This window comes from Alkalibacter mobilis, assembly GCF_015594845.1.
GTDB classification, from domain to species: domain Bacteria; phylum Bacillota; class Clostridia; order Eubacteriales; family Alkalibacteraceae; genus Alkalibacter; species Alkalibacter mobilis.
In genome coordinates, this window is sequence record NZ_JADNRK010000006.1 from 20043 (window position 1) to 40556 (window position 20514).

The window sequence follows — 20514 nt, forward strand, 5'->3', positions numbered from 1 at the left end:
TTATGGAAAAAATATTGGAAGTAAAAGATCTTGCGGTCTCTTTTAAAACTTTTTTCGGAGAAGTAGAGGCAGTTAGAGGAATAAGCTTTGAAGTCGGTAAAAAGGAAACTGTTGCAATAGTAGGCGAATCAGGTTGCGGAAAAAGCGTTACGGCAAATTCTATAATGCAATTACTGCCTATGCCACCTGCATTTTTTAAAAATGGAGAGATACTTTTCAATGGAGAAAATTTGCTAAGCAAGAGCGAGAAGGAAATGCAAAATATTAGAGGAAATCATATTGCTATGATATTCCAGGATCCCATGACATCATTGAATCCTACGATGAAAGTAGGTAAACAGATCGTAGAGGGATTGATCAAGCATCACGGGCTAAAACATCATGATGCAAAGAAAAAAGCAATAGAGATGTTGGATTTGGTGGCTGTACCTCAGCCGGAAAAAAGGATAGAACAATATCCCCACGAATTCTCTGGAGGAATGAGACAAAGGGTCATGATTGCACTGGCCATGATTTCAGACCCGCAACTATTGATTGCGGATGAGCCAACTACGGCTCTCGATGTGACCGTTCAGGCACAGATACTGGATTTGATGAAGAGTCTGCAAGAGCGGCTGGATATGAGTATTATTTTGATTACTCATGATCTGGGAGTGGTTGCAGATACAAGCGACAAGGTAGTAGTAATGTATGCAGGACAAATTGTGGAGCAAGGTCTGACTGATGAAATATTCAAAGAGACCGCTCATCCATACACTCAAAAATTATTGGCATCCGTGCCGAGATTGGATATGAATCGTGATGAGGCTCTGCTTTCGATAGAGGGAACACCACCTGACTTGTACATCCCCCCAAAAGGGTGTGCATTCTATGATCGTTGTGACAAAGCAATGAAAATCTGCAAAGATAACATGCCCGGATTTACAGAACATAGCGCCACGCATGCCAGCAGGTGTTGGTTGAATCATCCTATGGCTAAAACTAATGAAGGGAGTGGAATTTAATGCAGGAGCCCTTGATTTCAGTAAAAAACTTAAAAAAACACTTTGATGTGGGCAAAGATGCCGTGTTAAAGGCTGTGGATGGTATTAGTTTTGATATTTATCCTGGTGAAACATTTGGCCTCGTAGGAGAATCCGGTTGCGGAAAATCGACTGCAGGCAGGACATTGATAAGATTATACGACCCTACAGACGGGGAAGTTATATTTAACGGTAAAAATATATTTACGCTCTCTCGTAATCAAATGAGTGAAGTAAGAAGAAACTTCCAAATGATTTTTCAAGATCCGTATGCATCTTTGAATCCTAGGATGACTGTCTTGGATATAATTTCAGAACCCTTGGAAATACATCAGATATATAAATCAAAAAAGGAAATGAAAGCAAGAGTTATAGAACTTTTGGAGCTGGTTGGCCTCAATGATGAGCACGCGATGAGATTTCCTCATGAATTTTCAGGAGGGCAGAGACAAAGAATCGGTATAGCAAGAGCTTTAGCTCTTAATCCCAAATTTATAGTTTGTGATGAGCCGATTTCTGCGTTGGATGTATCGATTCAGGCACAAGTTGTTAATCTGCTTAAGGATCTGCAAGAGAAATTGGGTCTGACATACATGTTTATTGCCCACGACTTGTCCATGGTAAGATATATTTCAGACAGAGTAGGTGTAATGTATTTAGGTCATATGATGGAGCTTGCTGAATCAGAAGAGTTATATGACAATCCACTTCATCCGTATACCAAGGCATTGCTTTCAGCAATACCAATACCTAATCCTGATATTCAGAGATCAAGACAGAGAATTATTTTAGAGGGCGACGTACCGAGCCCCATCAACCCCAAAGAAGGATGTCGATTTGTAGACAGATGCAGTTATGCCATCGATAAATGCAGGAATGTGACACCTGAATTTGAAGAAGTTAGACCTGGACATTTTGCAGCTTGTCACAGAATCGGCGAAATATAGACATAAAAACACTTTCGGATGTTGGACAAAACTGACAACCGAAAGTGTTTTTTATTAGAATTGGTTCTGAAAGGGTCGATAGGAATATTAAAAAATATCAAAAGACATGAATTTGGAAAAGAAAGTATAAATAAAAAGGTGCATTTCTGCACCTTTTTGTTAAGCACTTTCGTAAGCTATGTCAGTTGTAGGAACGTCCATGGATAAAAGCATTTTTTCTGCTGCCTTAGTCATTGGAGGAGGTCCGCACATGTAAATCTTATTTTCATTAAGATTCATTTCCTTTAGAACATCAGTTACGAAACCTCTGGGCCCTTTAAAATTATCATCAAAGGCTGCAACTTTTACATAATCAAACTTGTCGCTTTTTTCTGCAAAAGATTTAAACTCATCATCAAACATGAATTCATTTTCGTAATTTGCGCCGTAAACCAATGTGAATTTTTCTATATTGCTTTCATTTTCAACCAAATCTTTAACTATTGCTCTGAATGGTGTGATTCCTATTCCACCGGCAACCATCACTACCTCTTTTGCCTCTTTGTCCACGATCAATTCATGACCCATGGGGCCTTGAAGTGTAACTTTGTCGCCTTCTTTGAATGTATCGAAAATAATACCTGTTCCATAACCATTGGGAGCTTTTTTTACATCTATGGTAACAGTTTTGTTTTCGGAATCAAAACCTGAAATTGAGTATGCTCTATACATTTCGGGAATATCCTGGATCTTGACAAGTATAAACTGACCAGATGTGTATTTAATATCATCATCTTCGAATTTAAATACATACTCATTTGTAGTGTCATTTATTGATCTTATATTTTGTATCGTTGCAGGGAATACCTTCTTGTGTTCGTACCCGGTAATAGGAGTGCTTTCCATTATATCTTGGGCTTCTTTTAAATTTCCAAGACTCAGTATGTTTGCTGGACAATTGACTACACAAGTTGAACATCTAATACAGTTTTCAGAACTGAACTGATTGTTTTCGTCAAATTCCAAATAAGGTGTCAATTGCATAGGACATACTCTTGAGCACTTGCCGCATGTATGGCACATATCAGTGCTGGCAGCTGTAATTTTAACATCTGTGTTCTTATTTAGGCCGGTAATTTTTCCAAGCTTGTATGATATTTTTTGCAGTGTACCCATCGGACAAAAATTACACCAGGTTCTTGCACTTATCAAAAGACTTACGACCCCTCCGACTACGGTCACCATTAAATAGCTTGCCACAAAAATAAAGCCCAGTCTTTCCCAGAACATATATGTTCCCCATAAAGCTGATACTTTGACAAATTTTCTAACCAAATTTACACCGAAAAAAGTAAAAAATAAAATACCAAAAGTTTTTGATTTAAAGAATTTCGGTATTTTCCTGTTCCCTGTGAAAGGATAAATTAGGCTGTCGAAAAGGCTTCCGTGGGGACAAATATTCCCACACCAGAATCTGCCGCGCACAAAGGCAACAGTTGTCAATCCAACCATGACAGGTATTACCAGTAGACCTAAAATTGGGAACCACAACCCGCCTATGGCAACGGTAAGTGTGAAAATCCAAGCGTACTTTCGCCAGGGTGAAAAAACTCGATTTGCTTTAATGTAAAAATCAGACATATGTAAACCTCCATCTTAAGTTTATACCCCGGTGGGTATATTGAAGATTATAAAAGATGGAGTCTCTTGTGTCAAGCCATTAAACTAAATTTATAAATATATATGTGGTTTGATTGGATTCTAACGAGCATTGGGTTATAATGTTAAAATAATAGACACTTAAATTTTTGATCGAAGGATGATATAAATGAATGAAGAGATATTATTTTGCAAAGGGGGCGGTTGCACCGCCAAATTGGGAGCAGGCGCCCTTTCATCAGTTTTGAGCAAGTTGCCCAAAAATTATGATCCAAATCTACTTGTGGGTTACGACAGCTCTGACGACGGGGCTGTGTACAAGATAACCGAAGATTTGGCTATCGTACAAACGTTGGATTTTTTTCCGCCTATGGTCGAGGACCCGTATATTTTCGGACAAATTGCTGCTGCTAATGCCTTATCTGATGTGTACGCCATGGGGGGTGAAGTGAAAACAGCTTTAAACATTGTTTGTTTCCCTGAGCAAATGGATTTAAATATTTTGGGGAAAATACTTCAAGGTGGAAATGAAAAAGTTATTGAGGCAGGAGGAGTATTGGTTGGGGGACATTCCATATCTGACAACGATGTTAAGTATGGATTGTCGGTAACCGGGACTGTTGATCCCAAAAAGGTTTTGAAAAATAATGCGTGCAAGCCTGGCGATCATCTTATTCTTACAAAACCTCTGGGGGTGGGAATCATAGCTACTGCACAAAGAGTGGGAGAATGTTCAAGAGAAGCTATGGACGAGGCAATTAAATCGATGACTACCTTGAATAAATACGCTGCAGAAATAATCAGGAAATATCGGGTCAATGCTTGCACCGATATTACAGGTTTTGGATTTTTAGGACATTTACGCGAAATGTTGGGAAATGGCTTTGGAGCAGATATTGACAGTATCAAAATCCCCCACATTCATGAAGCCCTTCATTATGCCAAAAAATTTCTATATACGTCTGCGGGGCAAAAGAATAGAAACCACTTTGGCGATAATGTTATATTCAAGGGAATTCCATTTGCAATGGAAGAAATACTGTTTGATCCACAAACATCAGGTGGATTATTGATAAGCATAGATCCTGATGATGCTGGTCCTGCTTTGAAAGAATTGAGAGAACTGGGTTTGCCATGTGGAATAGTAGGCAGAGTCACTACTGAAATCAGCGAGATAATAGTTAACTGAAAGGTGATAAAATGAAAAGAGAATTGAACGAAATGGGAAAGGCATGTCCGATTCCAGTAATAGAAACAAAAAATATGTTGGCGAGCATGCATGATGGCGATATTTTAACGGTCTTAGTTGATAATTACATTGCTGTTCAGAACATTACTAAAATGGCTGCACAATTAAAACTTGATATTGAATCAAGAAAGATAAACGATAAGGAGTATTCGGTAGATATAACGGTAAAGAAAAATGCAGTTGCAACTGATGACATCGAAGATGTTTTGTGTTTGCCGGACTCAATTAGAAAAAATACGGTGATCATGCTGGGGTCTGACAAATTCGGGGAAGGTGACGATGATCTTGGAAGAATTTTGATGAAGGGATATATTTATGCCTTGACCGAGTTGGAAAAATTACCACAAACAGTAATAATGTATAACAGTGGTGCAAGATTGTCTTCAAAAGCATCAGAAAGCGTTGGAGATCTCAAAATATTAGAGTCTCAGGGAGTCGAAATTTTAACATGCGGAACATGCATAGACTATTTGGGACTGGATAAAGACCCAGAAGTTGGAACTGTTACCAATATGTATGTAATTGCTGAAAAAATTTCTGAAGCGACAAAGCTGATTCGTCCTTAGAAATTAGAAAGAGGTAAATTTATGATATATTTCGATAGTGCGGCAACTTCCCTTCACAAACCACCTGAGGTTGCCAAGGCGGTAGCCCATGCCATTAACAGCATAGGTTCAGGATCGAGAGGCTCACACGATTGTACAATGGCAGCCAACAGGATCGTATATCAAACCAGAAGCATCATTTCAGATATGTTTAATGTCGAAAAACCTGAAAATGTCATATTTACATTCAATGCTACGGAAAGCCTTAATGTGGCCATACAAGGGTTGCTAAATAGAGGCGATCACTGTATAAGCACTTTATTTGAACACAATAGTGTATTGAGACCTCTCTATCATATGGAGAAACTTGGCTTGGAAATCGATTATTTGAGTGGAGACAAAAATGGCATGGTCAACATCAAAGAAATTGAAGGTCTTATTACGAACAAGACCAAGGCAGTCATTATTGGACACGGTTCAAATGTTACCGGAAACCTTGTGGACTTAAAAAAAGTTGGAGATATCTGCAAAGAAAAAGGTTTGTTGTTGATTGTAGATGCAGCTCAAACTGCAGGGTTGGTACACATCGACATGCAAGAGCAAAATATTGACGCATTATGCTTGTCTGCCCACAAAGGCCTGCTTGGACCCCAGGGAGTAGGATTGTTGTGTCTGAAGTCTGGAGTGTTACCCAGACCCCTAAAATTTGGGGGGACGGGCTTCGATAGTTTCTCGCTGGATATGCCAAATTCTCTACCCGAAGTATTGGAGGCGGGAACTATGAATATCCACTCGATTTCTGGGCTTTTAAAAGCTTGTGAGTATATAAAAAAGAAAACGGTTGATGAAATTTACAACGAATCGATGTATTTGGCAAATATGTTCTATGAGGGGATCAATAAACTTGAAAATTTGAAATTTTATGGAGATATGAACAGTAAAATGAGGACTCCAATCGTAAGTTTTAACATCGGAGATGCAGATTCCGCCACGGTCAGCGATGAATTGAATTATAAATTTGAAATTTCTACAAGACCTGGAGCCCACTGCGCACCAGGCGTCCATAGATTTTTTAATACTGTAAAACAGGGAATGGTGCGATTCAGTTTTTCTCATATGAACACTATTGAAGAAGTGGATGTGGCCATAAATGCCGTAAAAGTTTTGGCAGGTGATTTGTCATGAGAAAAAAGGTACAACAAGTCGTAGTTTCTTTTGAAACCACGACTCAGGCTATGGCTTTCGAACTAATGGCAAAAGAGTTCAATATCAAAGGCCGTCTTATACCGGTTCCAAGAGATATCACAGCTGGATGTGGTTTGGCATGGAGGAGCGATCCCGACACTAAAAGTGAAATTGAGGAACTGATAAAACAAAAATCTCTTATAATAGATTGCATATACGAATTGATAATATAAATTTCAAAAGGTGGTGTATGATGGTTTTGCTTAGAGAATACAAAGATATTGATATAGTTGAAATGACTGATATTTGGAATGCCGTGGTTGAAGATGGCATCGCATTTCCCCAAGTGGAATCTTTATCTTACTCAGAGGCTGAAGAATATTTTAGTGATCAAACTTATTGTGGAGTAGCTGAATACAGGGGTGATATTGCAGGCCTATATATTTTACATCCCAACAATGTAGGAAGGTGCGGGCATATCGGAAATACTTCCTATGCAGTAAAAGAAAATTTCCGAGGGAAAAAAATAGGAAGGGCGCTTGTTGAAGATTCCATAAAAAGGGCTAAGGAGTTTGGTTTTAAAATATTGCAATTCAATGCTGTCGTAAAAACAAATTACTCTGCCATACATTTGTATGAGGATATGGGATTTAAAAAACTTGGAATGATACCGAAAGGTTTCTTGCTAAAGAACGGCACTTACGAAGATATAATACTATTCTATTTTGAACTTTAAAAAAACTCCCAAATGGGAGTTTATTTTAATTCATCGATCAGAGCCTTAAAACCGGGAAGAGAGTTTTCAATTGTTTTGTAGGAAACGCAGTATGCAATTCTTATGTAACCGGGGCAACCAAAAGAACTGCCTGGCACTACCAAGATATTTTTATCCTTGGCTTTGCTGCAGAATTCAACATCATCTTCTATAGGCGTTTTAACGAACATGTAAAAGGCTCCTTCGGGCTTTATGCATTCATATCCAAAAGACGTCAAGCTATTGTAAAGAAGCTCGCGATTTTTATTATAGTAGTCTAGATCGACCTTAACGTTCAAACACTTTGCCACAACCTTTTGGAATAATGACGGCGCATTTACAAAACCAAGTATTCGGTTGGCGATGTTTGCTGCTGAGATCAAATCGTCAAAATCCGCCACTGAATCAGGCACGACTATATATCCGATCCTTTCTCCAGGCAAAGATAGAGATTTGCTGAAAGAGTAGCCAATGATCGTGTTGTCGTAGTACTTTGTTGCATAAGGAACTTCAACATCATCATAAACCAGATCCCTGTAGGGCTCGTCAGATATCAGATAAATATCAGTTCCCAATTCATTTTGTTTAGCTACGAGGATTTCGGAAAGCTTCTTTAATGTATTTTCAGAGTAAACTACTCCAGATGGATTGTTGGGAGAATTGATCAGGATAGCCTTAGTTTTGGGTGTTATCATTCCAACGAATTCTTCAAAATTCGGTTGGAAATCTACAGTGTTTGCAGGTACCACAAGTAATTTTGCATCAAAATTACTGACATAGTTGCGATATTCTCCAAAAAATGGTGCGAAGGTTATGACTTCATCTCCTGGATCCAGAATGGTTTTGAAAATCACATTCAATCCACCGCCGGCTCCAACGGTCATCAAAATATTGTCTTTGTCAAAATTAGTTGAAAACTTTTCATTTATGGATTCGGCAATAGCAGTTCTGACTTCTTCATATCCTGAGTTGTTCATATATCCATGAACTGCATTTGGTTCCTCTTTATCAAGTATTTCAATTATCGCATTTTTAACTTCGACGGGGGGAGCTAAATTTGGATTGCCAAGGCTAAAATCATAAACATTGTCTGCGCCATGGATGGCCGCCAGTCTTTTGCCTTCTTCAAACATCGCCCGTATAACTGAGCTGTTTTTTACGTATTCATGCATCTTCTTTGATATCATTTATATCAACCTTTCTGGACTGCTAATAATATTTACAGCCAAATTCACTTGATTTCGTGTGACTTCAGCAGATCTATGTTGTTTTGAGTCAAAATATATATTGCTTCTTTAGCGTCGGAAACCTTCATGATTACGGCTGCATTATCTCCTACGGCATAAGCGTACATGTACTCGATGTCGATGCCGGCGTCTGAAAGGGTTTTTATTGCATCATGCAAGGTGCCAGGCTCATGTTTAACATTCAAACAGATTACATCGGTTAGATTTACGGAAAATCCATTTTTCTTAAGAAGTTCGGTGGCTTTTGCGCCATCGCTGACAATGAGTCTTAGAAGTCCATATTCAGAAGTATCTGCTATGCTCAAAGCTGAAATGTTAATACCATTTTCACCTAATACCCGGGTAACTTCGGAAAGTCGTCCGGACTTATTTTCCAAAAAAACCGTTAATTGCTTGATTATCATTATTGCTCCTCCTTGAATTTTCTGTTGTCTATAACTCTTTTGGCTTTTCCTTCACTTCTGGCGATTGTTTGTGGTTCCACCAACTTTACTTTGACTGATATATTTAAAGTACTTTCAAGCGTATAGGAGATTTTTTTAGTCAGAGTTTCAAGGTGTCTGATTTCGTCTGAAAAAATCTTTTCATCGACCTCAACCAATACTTCCAAGGTATCGAGATTGTTTATCCTGTCCACAATAAGCATGTAGTGAGGACTGGTTTCACCAAGTTCAAGCAGAACGCTTTCCACCTGGGAAGGGAATACATTTACCCCGCGGATGATGAGCATATCGTCGCTTCTTCCAGTACACTTTTTCATTCTGACTGTAGTTCTTCCACAGGCACACGCTTCGTAATTCAAGGTGGTAAGATCTCTGGTCCTATACCTGATTAGAGGCAGGGCTTCTTTGGTGAGAGTGGTAAATACCAGTTCACCTTCTTCTCCTTTTGCGGTAGGCTCCAGAGTTTTCGGATTTATGGTTTCAGGGAAAAAGTGATCCTCAAAAATGTGCAGACCATTTTGTTCCATACATTCAATGGAAACTCCCGGTCCGATGATTTCAGACAAACCGTAGATGTCTATGGCTTTTATGTCCAACCTTTTTTCAATTTCTTTTCGCATGTTTTCAGTCCAAGGTTCAGCTCCAAATATTCCAACCTTAAGATTCAGACTTTTGGGATCTATATCCATTTCTTCCAAGGTTTCTGCCAGATATAGTGCATACGAAGGAGTAAGTGACATGGCGGTCGTACCAAAATCCTGAAGAAATTGAACCTGCTTTTTTGTATTTCCGGCTGAGATGGGGACAACAGTTACCCCCAGTTTTTCAGCTCCGTAGTGTATTCCCAAACCACCTGTAAAAAGTCCATATCCGTAAGCGTTTTGCAGAATATCGTTCTTTCCTATTCCGGCAGCTGAAAGAGACCTGGCAACTACTTCGGAAAAAATTTCTATATCATGGCGAGTATAGCCCACAATAGTTGGTTTTCCGGTAGTACCTGAAGAAGCATGAAGTCGGGTCACATTTTCAAGTGGTGTTGCAAATAGCCCAAAGGGGTAATTGTCTCGAAGGTCATCTTTCGTCGTAAATGGAAGTTTATGGATATCATCGATTCCGTTGATATCTCCAGGCTCCAAGCCTAATGCCTGCATCTTTCTTCTGTAAAACTCAACATTGTAATAAACTCTCTCAACAGTTTTTTTTAAGCGTTCATCTTGCAGTTTTTTTAAAGATTCTCTTGGCATGCACTCATAATGTTCGTTCCAAATCATATTCAAACCTCCCTGTTTAGATTTATGCCATGATAGTATCCTTTTTCAAAAGCTTGAATATTTATGTCGATGGTTTTTTCCGGTACAGTCAATTTTATGGCTTCGATCCATTGATCTTTTGGAATATCCATGCTTTGGGCCAGCAGTCCCAGCAGGATCGTGTTGACGACTCTTATATTGCCCAGTTCCTTGGCTATGGAGACACCGTCGATCTCAATTACCTCTTTACAGTCGGCATAGAGCTTTTCCATTATATCCGTTGGATAGCTCGCTGAACCTGTGATTACGGGCATGGGATCTGATTCTTGGGTATTGACCAGCATTTTACCTTCAGCGCTTAAGAAATGTTTCCATCTAAGAGCTTCCATCTTTTCAAAAGACAAAATGATATCAGCTTCACCCACTTCAACGAGAGGGGAATATACCTTGGTTCCGTAGCGGACGTGAGTTACTACACTGCCACCTCTTTGACTCATTCCGTGAACCTCCGACAATTTAACATCGTATCCTAGATCCACAGCTAAATTTCCCAAAATTCTACTGGTCAACAGAGTGCCTTGTCCACCAACCCCAACTATAAGTATATTTTTTGTATTCATTATTGGACACCTGCCTTTTTGATAGCTTGGAATTTGCATACTCCGATGCACAGATTGCAACCCACACATAGCGTATCGTCTATAACCATGATACCGTGAGATTTCTTTATGGCTGGACAACCTAATTTCAAGCACATTCCGCAATCTTTGCATTTTTCAACATCGATGTAATTTTGTTTTGGGACAGAGTGCTTATCTAAAAGTTGGCATGGAGCTTTTGCAATTATGACTGAAGGCTCTTCGATGGAAGTTTCCTCTGTTATAGCATTTTCTAAATCTTTATACTTGAAAGGATCCACGACCCTGACACGGTTGATTCCCACGCTTTTGCACAACAACGGTAAATCCAGTTGCTTGGTTTTTTCTCCTTTAAGGGTAACGCCAGTTGCAGGATTGTCCTGATGTCCGGTCATGCCTGTAGTAGAGTTGTCCAGAATCATAACAGTCGAGCAGCCTTTATTGTAAACTATGTCAATAAGACCGGTTATTCCGGAATGTACGAAAGTAGAGTCGCCAATGATTGCAACCCAGTCCTTGGTATACTCTCTGCCACGAGCTTTTTCAATACCGTGCAGCATAGGTATGCTTGCACCCATGTCGATGCATGTGTCCAATCCTTTTAGAGGTTCTATGGCACCCAAGGTGTAGCAACCGATGTCGCCTGTGGCATGTTTGCCAAGCTTGTTTAACCTGTAGTATATGCTTCTATGGGGACACCCTGCACATAATACTGGAGGTCGGCCGGGAAGAGTTTCGGCAGCAGCTAAATTCAGATCTTCATTTTTGATCTTTTCTTTTAACAAATTTGCACTGTATTCACCTTGGACGGTCAAAAGATCTTTTCCTATAACTTCGATGCCCCAGGACTTGATCTGCTCTTCGAAAATAGGTTCAAGTTCCTCAATGATGTATACTTTTTTCACTTTGCTGCAAAAATCTTGAATCAATGATTTGGGAAGGGGGTTGACCATCCCTAATTTAAGGACTGATGCATTGGGAAAAACTTCCTTCACATATTGATAGGGGATACCGCTGGTTATGAATCCAACTTCTAAATCATCGTAAGAAGCATCATTTAATACAAACTTAGACGCATCTTCTGTTATTTGATTCATTCTGTTTTCTACAACAACATGACGTTTTATGGCCATTCCGGGCATCATAACGTATTTCGTAGCATCTTTATTGTATTCTTTTAGTGCAACTTCATCAGGTTGTGAGGTTTTTACCAGGCTCTGAGAGTGAGAAAGTCTTGTAGTCAGCCTGATCAGTACAGGAGTATCGTATTTTTCACTGATATTAAAGGCTTCTTTGACAAAATCTTTGGCTTCCTGACTGTCGGATGGTTCCAACATGGGAATGTGAGCAGAACGGGCGTAATACCTTGAATCTTGCTCATTTTGGGAACTGTGCATACCAGGGTCATCTGCAACTATAATGACTAAACCGCCATTAACGCCTGTATAGCTTACGGTAAATAATGGATCTGCTGCTACATTTAATCCTACGTGCTTCATCGCGCATATGGATCGAGCACCGGATATGGAGGAACCTATGGCAACCTCTAAAGCTACTTTTTCGTTCGGAGACCACTGCGCATAAATTTCTTCATATTTGGCGATAAATTCCGTAATTTCGGTACTGGGGGTACCAGGATAAGCTGTTGAAACCTTGACGCCTGATTCATAAGCGCCTCTTGCAACAGCTTCATTGCCCAACATTAATCTTTTCATAGTCAAATCCTCTCTCTTTGAATGTAATTTATCTTAAATCGTATACTCTTTTGGCCTTGCCTTCAAAGCGCTGAAGAGTACGGGGATTAACGATGTTTAGTTTTGGTTCTAGCCCAAGAACAACTCTCAACTCATGCTTGATGTTTTGTTCCAGTCTTTCAAATTCCTGATATGAATCAATTGAAAGATCCTCATTCAATTCGACTTTGATTTCCAAGCTATCCAAATAGTTATGCTTTTCAATGACGATCTCGTAATGGGGACCCAAAGCATCAAACTTGCTTAGAACTTCTTCTACTTGAGTTGGGAACAGGTTCACGCCTTTTACTATGAGCATGTCATCGGATCTTCCTGATATTTTTTCCATACGGACTGTAGTTCGGCCGCAGCTGCAAGGTTCGTAAAATAATCTCGTTATATCTCTAGTTCGATATCTTATCAATGGAAGAGCTTCTTTATTCAAAGTAGTGATTACCAGCTCACCTTTTTCACCAGGGGGCAGCACTTCTCCAGTTTTGGGATTTATGATTTCCGGTAAAAAGAAATCTTCTGAAATATGCATTCCATTAAGATGTGTACATTCACCGGCCACGCCAGGTCCTATGAGCTCGCTCAAACCATAATTTTCAGTTGCGAGCATGCCCCAAACCTTTTGGATTTTTTCTCGTGTTGCTTCGCTGGAACCTTCTCCGCCAAATAGACCGAGACGTATTTTGAGATCAGTTTTAGGATCTATTCCCAATGAATGAGCTATTTCACCCATGTGAAGGGCATAGGATGGAGTGCTGACCAAAATGGTGGTTCCAAAATCTTTCATCAACATAAGTTGCTTTTCCGTATTTCCGCTTGAAGTTGGTATCACGCAAATTCCCGCTTTTTCCAAACCGTAGTGTAGACCAAAAGCACCGGTGAAAAGTCCATATTTGAAAGCGATTTGAACTTTGTCATCCACGGTGGCGCCTGCCATGGTCACTATACGGGCAATGAGTTCGCTCCAATTGTCTATGTCCTTTTGAGTGTATCCGACGACTGTCGGTTTGCCAGTTGTACCGGACGAAGCATGAAGTCTGACAACCTTGTTTTCGGGTACCGCAAAGAGACCAAATGGATAATTTACCCGTAAGTCTTCTTTTGTCGAAAAAGGGAGTTTTTTCAAATCATCAAGAGTTTTAACGTCTTCAGGCCTGACGTTTAGATTCTGCATTTTATTTCTGAAAAATTCCACATTCTGATATACGTGAGCGACAGTATCTTTGAGTTTTTCAACTTGGATTTTTTCCAATTCACTTCTACTAAGACTTTCTTCGTTTGACCAAATCATTTTAGCACCTTCCTGTCTGATTAATTCGCATTGTTCTTGGTGTCATTGATATTTACATGCCGAAATAATAACAAAAACACATTTTAATATGTGTTTTTGTGTATAACAAATTGATTTTGATTTAAAAAATCCATCATAAGTATTTGTCACGAATTTCTCTGTACTTTCTCTCGCCCAGTAAATATAGATCCTTGTCCTCTTCTGTAACCGGAGTGAGTTGCGGTACCGGAGAAGGTTTATCGTCGACAAGATGTACCATGGTAAAAAAAGCTGTGAGCACAACATCGCTTTCAAATGAATTTTTTATGTCGTGCACAACTGTGGTGACCATGATTTGCATGGACGTTTTTCCTACATATGTCAATTGTCCCGTACATGTTAATATATCACCGATGTGCACCGGTTTGTGAAATACTATTTCATCCACACGCGCTGTTACAACGTTGCCCTTTGCATGCTTGAAGGCAGTTATTCCAGCAACATTATCCATTATTTTCATGAGTTCTCCACCGTGGACATTTCCGGCAGAATTGCTGTGCATTGGTTCCATTATGAGGCAAGTTTCTGCCTTGGCAAATGTTACTCCATCATTCATTAAGAAAACCCCTTTATTCACAAGACATAATGCTATTTCTATTATTTTATCTTATATAAGCACTCATTTGCAATGAGAAATTGAATCAATTCATTTGTATTGAAAATTGTCTATCGAAATCGAGATTGCTTATAAATTGACAAACTGAAATAATCTGCTTATACTAAAGTAAAAAGGAGGGTTTGTAATGGCAGATAATAAAGAAAAATTAAAAATTTTATTGGAACATCTAATAGGTCACAATGTGGATCATGCAAAAGAAATCAAGGGTTTGGCCGAAAGTGCCGGCGAATTTGGATTTGAAGATGCAAGAGAATTGCTTTTAAAAGGATCGGAAGAAATGGAAGTGTCCAACAATACATTAAAAGAAGCTCTTGAAATTATAAAAAAGGGGATGTAGTCATGTGTCTCGGTAAGGTGTTTGACGAGAAAGATCCTAAACCGCTAATGGAGGACGTGAAGTCTCTAAGTCAGGAAAACGGTAAGTTGATATTTACCTCTATTTTCGGTGATACTCTGGAAATTGATGGAGAGTTGGGTCAGGTTGATTTCGGAGACTCAAAAATTACTATCAGAAATAAAAAATAGATTTGAACATATCCTTAAATCAAAAGATTTGAGGATTTTTTTTAATATGCGAAATAAAATTTAAGACGTTAAAATTATTGATCTTATTTTAATATTACTGCTTGAAATTATTTTCAAGGATGATATAATTTAGTCAAAGTTTAACATTCCAATTGTTAAACAGAAAATCTAAAATCCTTATGAAAGTAGATACGAAGACCGTCTTTGTGTCTATTTTTATGATTAATGATAAATGTTTGGAGGTATATATCAGTTAATTTAATTTTGGATGGGAGATGAGAATTTGGATCAACAAAATAAAGGGGACAACAAACTTCAAAATTTTTTAAACAGCAACGCTGGCTTGACCGCAAGTGAAATTAAGAAGCTCATTGACGACGATAACCTGCACAAGGATGTAGGTTTTTTGGCCGAGACCGAAATGGGAGGGCAGCTGATCAATCTATATTTTTTTGACATTGTTGAAAAGATAAGATTTTCCAAACTTCAAAAGGAAAGTCTTAGGGATACAAGCACATATAATCGCCATATTGCCAAAGCTCTTACTGAAATAAGAAACGCACTGGCTGTGTTATTCGAATTAAAAACAAGTGACAACGAGCTGAAGGATATTTTGGAAAAATATTTGGAATTCAATATACATGTCAATACTGACAATTGCTGGAAAGAATTTGATTCCCTTCGCGGGTATAATGTCTTTGATTCATTTGTACGTAATAAGGATATTGAAAAATTTAGGAATTACCACAAATGACGCGACAAGCTGTAATTTGTTTGGTACCTTTTTCAACTTCCGCAGCAAAAGCAAGGCACGTATCATAACCGCAACGCCTGCAATTTGTTTTTGGCAACAGATTATAAATTTCGTATAGATCCATTTCATCGATGTTTAAATTTTCGATATTTTTCATTTTTATCCTTTCGTCTGGGCCTCCGAGCATTATTGACAATAACCCGGAGGTTTTAAAGTTTTCTGTTTGAAAAAAAGTCGTTTCCTATGGTCCCCTTGTTGATTGCATACATTGAATCGATAAGGCTTTTTTTATTCTTGTCGTATATTTCGTCTCGTCGAGGTATATGTATATAATTTTTTTTATCATCACCCCAATAACCGAATTGTTCATGATTGAATGTTTGGGCAATGTAATCCAAATATGATACAGGAAGGGGAGTGGACAAATCGGGAAAGTCCAAATTTTGCATTTCTTTCCATATAAGGGCCCAAACCCTTGGCACCACATCAAAAACGTTATATCCACCGCCGCCTGTTGCGACCCATCTTCCCGAACAGTACTCGTGCGAAAGTTTGTGTATCAATTTAGGTATGAATTGGTAACTCTCAATAGTTAGTGAGAGATGGGACATATGATCTTGGAAATGCCCGTCAGCACCGTGTTGAGAGATTATAATGTCCGGTTTGAAATAATCGGCAACGATGTACAGTGCATTTTCCAAAACGTATTTAAAGGAATCATCTTCTGTAAAAGCATCAAGTGGAAGATTGAAGCAAAATCCGTAGCCGTTTCCGCTTCCTCTTTCCCGAACACTTCCTGTACCTGGGAAAAGATATCTCCCTGTTTCGTGGATAGAGAATGTGCAGACTGCTGGATCGTCGTAAAACTGATATTGTACTCCATCGCCGTGATGAGCATCAGTGTCGATATATAATACTTTGTAGCTGGTGTGTTTTCGTATGTAGGATATTGCTACATTTATATCATTGTATACACAAAAACCGGAAGCTTTGCCACTTGTTGCATGATGAAGTCCACCGGATAGATTTAAGGCATGACGATCGGTTCCGTTCAAGACATGTTTCGCCCCAAGAAGTGTCGATCCCGCAACGTATGAAGAAGAAATGTGCATATTGGGGAAAATTGGAGTATCGTCGGTACATAGGCCATATTGATTTGCTTCGCGGCAAGGGCTTTGATTTCCATCTGGACCCTGTTTTTTTACAAAATCAACATAGTCTTTCCTATGAGCCAATAAAAGATCATCCTCTGTGGCCATGACAGGTGGAACGATTTCTTTGGTCGTCAAACAATTGTCTGATTTTAAGAGCTCATATGTAAGTTTGATCCTGAGAGGATCGAACGGGTGATCGTTGGAAAACTTATAGTTTTTAAATTCCGATGAGTATATAAATATATTATTGCTTAAAATGTTGGCCATGCCACTTCATATCCTTTTTCTTTAAGAGTTTTTACAAGTTCAGCAGGATTCATTATTTTGAGTCTGAAAACAAGTAATCTTTGGTATTCGTCATTTCCGGGATAAACGAATATGCTGATTATGTTAATGCCTTTCTTTGCTATCTCTGCCGTCAAATCGCTAAGCATGCCAGCTGAATTGTCAACCAATACTTCCAACCTGGATCCTGGTTGCTGAGCTCCAGTGAGTTCAACGAAGGTTTTGAGCAGATCGCTTTCCGTAATGATTCCTAGCAACTTGTCATTTCTTGTAATTGGAAGACAACTGATTTTGTATTCATAAAACGAAGATGCCACGTCTTCAATAAAATCCAATGGACTTCCGGTTATGACGTTTTCTGTCATTATTTCTGATACAGGTCGCTCAAGGTAACTTCTGTCTTCCGTATTCACAAGGATGGAAGGACTGGCATCACGCAAATCCCTATCGGATATGATACCCAGGATCCTGTTGTTGTCATCGATTACAGGTATGTGTCTTATACGGTTCTTTTGCATCAAAATTATAGCTTCGGAAATCTTAGAATCTTCCCTTAAAGTAATGATGTCTTTTATCATGATATTTTCTACAAACATTTAAAGCCTCCTGACTGATTCAATACATAAAACGATTTTTGAATCTTAGTCTGTCAAATTTCTCAATTGATGAAAAAGGTACGTTCTTGCCAATTCTTGCCATAAGGCAATTTGCGGGATGAGAAGTTATTTCCGGATCATCGGTGGCGTAATACTCCAATCCGCCTGCGGACATTACCTTCTCCATGACGTCACGATACTGCCACACATCCAGACCAGAATTTTTCAGATCCCAGTGCCAATAGTATTCAGTGGTAATGATTATGTAATTTTCCATGTAAGGATCCATCATAGCAACTTCCAGGATAGATTTGCTTATGGACAGATTTCTGTATTCCAACGATACTTCTATGGCGCCAAGTTCCAGCAAATCGTCCATCTCTCCCTCGGCCCAGCGTTCCATTGGGTCGGGATAGAGGATCGTTGCATATCCGATAATCGTATCGTCCTTTCTGGCTATGATGATCCTGCCTTCTTCAAGTTCGGATATTTCAATAATTGCCTGGTGCTGTTCTTCAGGTTCTCTAAATGCATTTAAGCCGGGATGAAATTTGAGTCTTTTGAGTACACTGGACGTCACAGGGCCTTCGATAACGATTTTTTCCGATTTTGAAGGAATCGGCTTGTAGTAGAAAGATTTGATATGATTCATATTTTCCCCCGTTGAGCATATTCTTTTTCTATACATTATATTATAATATACATTTGCAAAACAACATTGAAAGTTAATTAATAAACGATTTATAAATATGAATTATTATTGTTATGAAAACGTTTGTATGATATCATAATCCTTAAAATTATAGCTGGGGGGTTATAAATATGAAAACAGAACCTATCAAGGTTATCGCAGGGGATCACAACCTGAAGGATTACGATCAGACTAGACAAGATTTTGATTGGAAAAGTGTTGAAAAAAATTTCGCATGGTCGGCAATGGAACCGAGAAGAGTCAACATGGCTTACGAAGCCGTTGACAGGCATGTTCATGACGGAAAGGGTGACAAGACAGCCCTTATCTACAAAGATGACAAAAGAGAAGAGATGTACTCGTACAGTGATTTGATGAAGAACTCAAATAAGGCTGCGAATTTGATGAAGGAAAAGATAAAGCTCGAAAAAGGGGATCGAGTATTCGTCTTTATGCCAAGAAGCCCTGAATTGTACTTCGCCATTCTTGGGTTGATCAAGGGTGGAGCTATTGTAGGTCCATTATTTGAGGCCTTCATGGAAGGGGCCGTTAAGGACAGATTGGAAGACTCTGGTGCAAAAGCAATAGTAACAACGCCGGAACTGATGGGCAGGATACCCTTTGAAGAGCTTCCCGAGTTGAAATATCTGATTCTTGTGGGAGATGATATTGAAGAATCCGATTCTGTAATCGATTATAATAAAAATATAGATAACATGTCGGATGAATTTGAAATCGAATGGGTAGGCCTTGAAGGCGGGCTTATATTGCACTACACTTCCGGTTCTACTGGAAAACCCAAAGGCGTATTGCACGCCCATAGGGCGATGATACAGCACTACCAGACAGCAAAGTGGGTACTGGATTTTAAAGATGATGATATTTACTGGTGTACTGCCGATCCCGGCTGGGTTACCGGTACATCTTACGGAATTTTTGGCCCGTGGCTTGCAGGTGTCACAAATGTGATACTTGGCGGAAGATTCAATCCTGAACAATGGTATGAGACTTTGGCGAAATTCAAGGTAACAGTTTGGTACAGTGCACCTACAGCATTTAGAATGCTAATGGGGGCGGGAGACAAACTTGTAGAAAATTATGAACTTGGATCATTGAGACATATTTTAAGTGTAGGGGAACCTTTAAATCCAGAGGTTGTCAAGTGGGGCATGAAAGTATTTGGAAAGCGGATCCATGATACATGGTGGATGACTGAGACAGGTGCCCAGATGATATGCAATTATCCTTCAATGGATATTAAACCTGGCTCCATGGGTAAACCAATTCCAGGTGTAGAGGCGGCTATAGTAGACGACAGAGGAGAGATCCTCCCACCTAATAGAATGGGAAATTTAGCTATCCGAAAGGGTTGGCCTTCCATGATGAAGGAAATTTGGGGAAATCCTGAAAAATACAGGTCGTATTTCATGAACGATACCTGGTACGTATCAGGAGATTCTGCATACATGGACGAAGATGGTTATTTCTGGTTCCAAGGTAGAATAGATGATGTTATTATGACTGCCGGTGAAAGAGTCGGACCATTTGAAGTAGAAAGTAAACTTATAGAACACCCTGCAGTTGCTGAAGCGGGAGTAATAGGCAAACCGGATCCAGTCAGGGGTGAAATCATCAAAGCATTTATAGCTTTGAGAAAAGGTTATGAACCAAGTGACGAGCTTAAGGAAGAAATTAGACTCTTTGTCAAGAATGGACTTGCAGCCCATGCTGCACCAAGAGAGATCGAATTTAAGGATAAACTTCCAAAAACTCGAAGTGGAAAAATCATGAGAAGAGTCCTGAAGGCATGGGAATTGAATCTTCCAACAGGAGATTTGTCAACTTTGGAAAATTGATTTGTTAAGAAATAAAATACAGCAGGGGATGCGAATATTCG

Annotated in this window: 23 protein-coding genes; 11 read left to right on the forward strand and 12 right to left on the reverse strand. The window is 39.2% G+C overall.

The features are described from left to right. Nucleotides 1-2 precede the first annotated feature (2 nt). Nucleotides 3-1004, forward strand: a complete 1002-nt coding sequence (locus tag IWB18_RS04855; RefSeq protein ID WP_195682488.1) for an ABC transporter ATP-binding protein — start codon at nt 3-5, stop codon at nt 1002-1004. Then, nucleotides 1004-1969: an ABC transporter ATP-binding protein gene (locus tag IWB18_RS04860; protein ID WP_195682489.1), complete on the forward strand. Its 966-nt coding sequence runs from the start codon at nt 1004-1006 to the stop codon at nt 1967-1969. Before IWB18_RS04855 ends, IWB18_RS04860 begins: the two co-directional genes overlap by 1 nt. Before the next feature lie 159 nt (nt 1970-2128). Here the strand turns inward: IWB18_RS04860 and IWB18_RS04865 are convergent, their stop codons facing one another. Next, nucleotides 2129-3589, reverse strand: coding sequence for a 4Fe-4S binding protein (locus tag IWB18_RS04865; protein ID WP_195682490.1), 1461 nt, complete (start codon nt 3587-3589; stop codon nt 2129-2131). A 187-nt stretch (nt 3590-3776) separates the two neighbouring features. Here IWB18_RS04865 and selD point away from each other — a divergent pair, with 187 nt between their 5' ends. The 5 genes from selD to IWB18_RS04890 are packed head-to-tail and all read left to right on the forward strand — an operon-like array spanning nt 3777 to nt 7322. After that, on the forward strand, nt 3777-4796 hold the full coding sequence (gene selD / locus IWB18_RS04870) for a selenide, water dikinase SelD (protein ID WP_195682491.1): 1020 nt from the start codon (nt 3777-3779) through the stop codon (nt 4794-4796). 11 nt (nt 4797-4807) lie between these two features. Continuing rightward, entirely contained in the window at nt 4808-5422 is a 615-nt protein-coding gene (gene yedF / locus IWB18_RS04875) for a sulfurtransferase-like selenium metabolism protein YedF (protein WP_195682492.1), read from the forward strand. 21 nt (nt 5423-5443) lie between these two features. Next, entirely contained in the window at nt 5444-6586 is a 1143-nt protein-coding gene (locus IWB18_RS04880) for an aminotransferase class V-fold PLP-dependent enzyme (protein WP_195682493.1), read from the forward strand. Continuing rightward, the gene (locus tag IWB18_RS04885; protein ID WP_195682494.1) at nt 6583-6819 is read left to right on the forward strand and encodes a DUF3343 domain-containing protein; all 237 of its coding nucleotides are present in this window, start codon (nt 6583-6585) and stop codon (nt 6817-6819) included. The genes IWB18_RS04880 and IWB18_RS04885 overlap by 4 nt, the downstream gene beginning before the upstream one ends. A 17-nt stretch (nt 6820-6836) precedes the next feature. Beyond that, nucleotides 6837-7322, forward strand: a complete 486-nt coding sequence (locus tag IWB18_RS04890; RefSeq protein WP_195682495.1) for a GNAT family N-acetyltransferase — start codon at nt 6837-6839, stop codon at nt 7320-7322. 20 nt (nt 7323-7342) lie between these two features. Here the strand turns inward: IWB18_RS04890 and IWB18_RS04895 are convergent, their stop codons facing one another. The 7 genes from IWB18_RS04895 to IWB18_RS04925 all read right to left on the reverse strand — a co-directional run bounded on the left by IWB18_RS04895 (nt 7343) and on the right by IWB18_RS04925 (nt 14549). Then, nucleotides 7343-8527, reverse strand: a complete 1185-nt coding sequence (locus IWB18_RS04895; RefSeq protein WP_195682496.1) for a pyridoxal phosphate-dependent aminotransferase — start codon at nt 8525-8527, stop codon at nt 7343-7345. Nucleotides 8528-8571: 44 nt separating this feature from the next. Continuing rightward, nucleotides 8572-8991: an ACT domain-containing protein gene (locus IWB18_RS04900; protein ID WP_195682497.1), complete on the reverse strand. Its 420-nt coding sequence runs from the start codon at nt 8989-8991 to the stop codon at nt 8572-8574. Next, nucleotides 8991-10301, reverse strand: a complete 1311-nt coding sequence (locus IWB18_RS04905; RefSeq protein WP_195682498.1) for a phenylacetate--CoA ligase family protein — start codon at nt 10299-10301, stop codon at nt 8991-8993. The genes IWB18_RS04900 and IWB18_RS04905 overlap by 1 nt, the downstream gene beginning before the upstream one ends. Before the next feature lie 2 nt (nt 10302-10303). Further along, on the reverse strand, nt 10304-10900 hold the full coding sequence (locus IWB18_RS04910) for an indolepyruvate oxidoreductase subunit beta (RefSeq protein ID WP_195682499.1): 597 nt from the start codon (nt 10898-10900) through the stop codon (nt 10304-10306). Next, on the reverse strand, nt 10900-12633 hold the full coding sequence (gene iorA, locus IWB18_RS04915) for an indolepyruvate ferredoxin oxidoreductase subunit alpha (RefSeq protein ID WP_195682500.1): 1734 nt from the start codon (nt 12631-12633) through the stop codon (nt 10900-10902). The genes IWB18_RS04910 and iorA overlap by 1 nt, the downstream gene beginning before the upstream one ends. Nucleotides 12634-12661: 28 nt before the next feature. Then, nucleotides 12662-13954 (reverse strand): phenylacetate--CoA ligase family protein, encoded by a 1293-nt coding sequence (locus tag IWB18_RS04920; protein ID WP_195682501.1) that lies wholly within the window; start codon nt 13952-13954, stop codon nt 12662-12664. A gap of 133 nt (nt 13955-14087) precedes the next feature. Further along, on the reverse strand, nt 14088-14549 hold the full coding sequence (locus tag IWB18_RS04925; RefSeq protein WP_195682502.1) for an acyl-CoA thioesterase: 462 nt from the start codon (nt 14547-14549) through the stop codon (nt 14088-14090). A gap of 187 nt (nt 14550-14736) precedes the next feature. Here IWB18_RS04925 and IWB18_RS04930 point away from each other — a divergent pair, with 187 nt between their 5' ends. The 3 genes from IWB18_RS04930 to IWB18_RS04940 all read left to right on the forward strand — a co-directional run bounded on the left by IWB18_RS04930 (nt 14737) and on the right by IWB18_RS04940 (nt 15891). Next, a complete protein-coding gene (locus IWB18_RS04930) occupies nt 14737-14949 on the forward strand; it encodes a hypothetical protein (protein ID WP_195682503.1) in 213 nt (70 codons plus the stop codon). A 2-nt stretch (nt 14950-14951) separates the two neighbouring features. Then, on the forward strand, nt 14952-15137 hold the full coding sequence (locus IWB18_RS04935; RefSeq protein WP_195682504.1) for a CooT family nickel-binding protein: 186 nt from the start codon (nt 14952-14954) through the stop codon (nt 15135-15137). Nucleotides 15138-15405: 268 nt separating this feature from the next. Continuing rightward, nucleotides 15406-15891: a hypothetical protein gene (locus tag IWB18_RS04940; protein WP_195682505.1), complete on the forward strand. Its 486-nt coding sequence runs from the start codon at nt 15406-15408 to the stop codon at nt 15889-15891. Here IWB18_RS04940 and IWB18_RS04945 read toward each other — a convergent pair. The 4 genes from IWB18_RS04945 to IWB18_RS04960 are packed head-to-tail and all read right to left on the reverse strand — an operon-like array spanning nt 15872 to nt 18578. Continuing rightward, nucleotides 15872-16048 carry a (Fe-S)-binding protein gene (locus tag IWB18_RS04945; protein ID WP_225877766.1) on the reverse strand — a complete coding sequence of 59 codons (177 nt, stop codon included), beginning with the start codon at nt 16046-16048 and terminating at the stop codon, nt 15872-15874. The two genes, IWB18_RS04940 and IWB18_RS04945, sit on opposite strands and share 20 nt — an antisense overlap. Nucleotides 16049-16100: 52 nt before the next feature. Beyond that, a complete protein-coding gene (locus tag IWB18_RS04950) occupies nt 16101-17312 on the reverse strand; it encodes an acetoin utilization protein AcuC (RefSeq protein WP_195682506.1) in 1212 nt (403 codons plus the stop codon). Continuing rightward, on the reverse strand, nt 17297-17926 hold the full coding sequence (locus IWB18_RS04955; RefSeq protein ID WP_195682507.1) for a CBS and ACT domain-containing protein: 630 nt from the start codon (nt 17924-17926) through the stop codon (nt 17297-17299). Before IWB18_RS04955 ends, IWB18_RS04950 begins: the two co-directional genes overlap by 16 nt. A 19-nt stretch (nt 17927-17945) precedes the next feature. Next, the gene (locus tag IWB18_RS04960; protein WP_195682508.1) at nt 17946-18578 is read right to left on the reverse strand and encodes a GNAT family N-acetyltransferase; all 633 of its coding nucleotides are present in this window, start codon (nt 18576-18578) and stop codon (nt 17946-17948) included. 170 nt (nt 18579-18748) lie between these two features. On the opposite strand from IWB18_RS04960, the gene acsA reads away from it, so the two are divergent. Then, nucleotides 18749-20473 carry an acetate--CoA ligase gene (gene acsA / locus IWB18_RS04965; protein ID WP_195682509.1) on the forward strand — a complete coding sequence of 575 codons (1725 nt, stop codon included), beginning with the start codon at nt 18749-18751 and terminating at the stop codon, nt 20471-20473. Nucleotides 20474-20514: the final 41 nt, after the last annotated feature.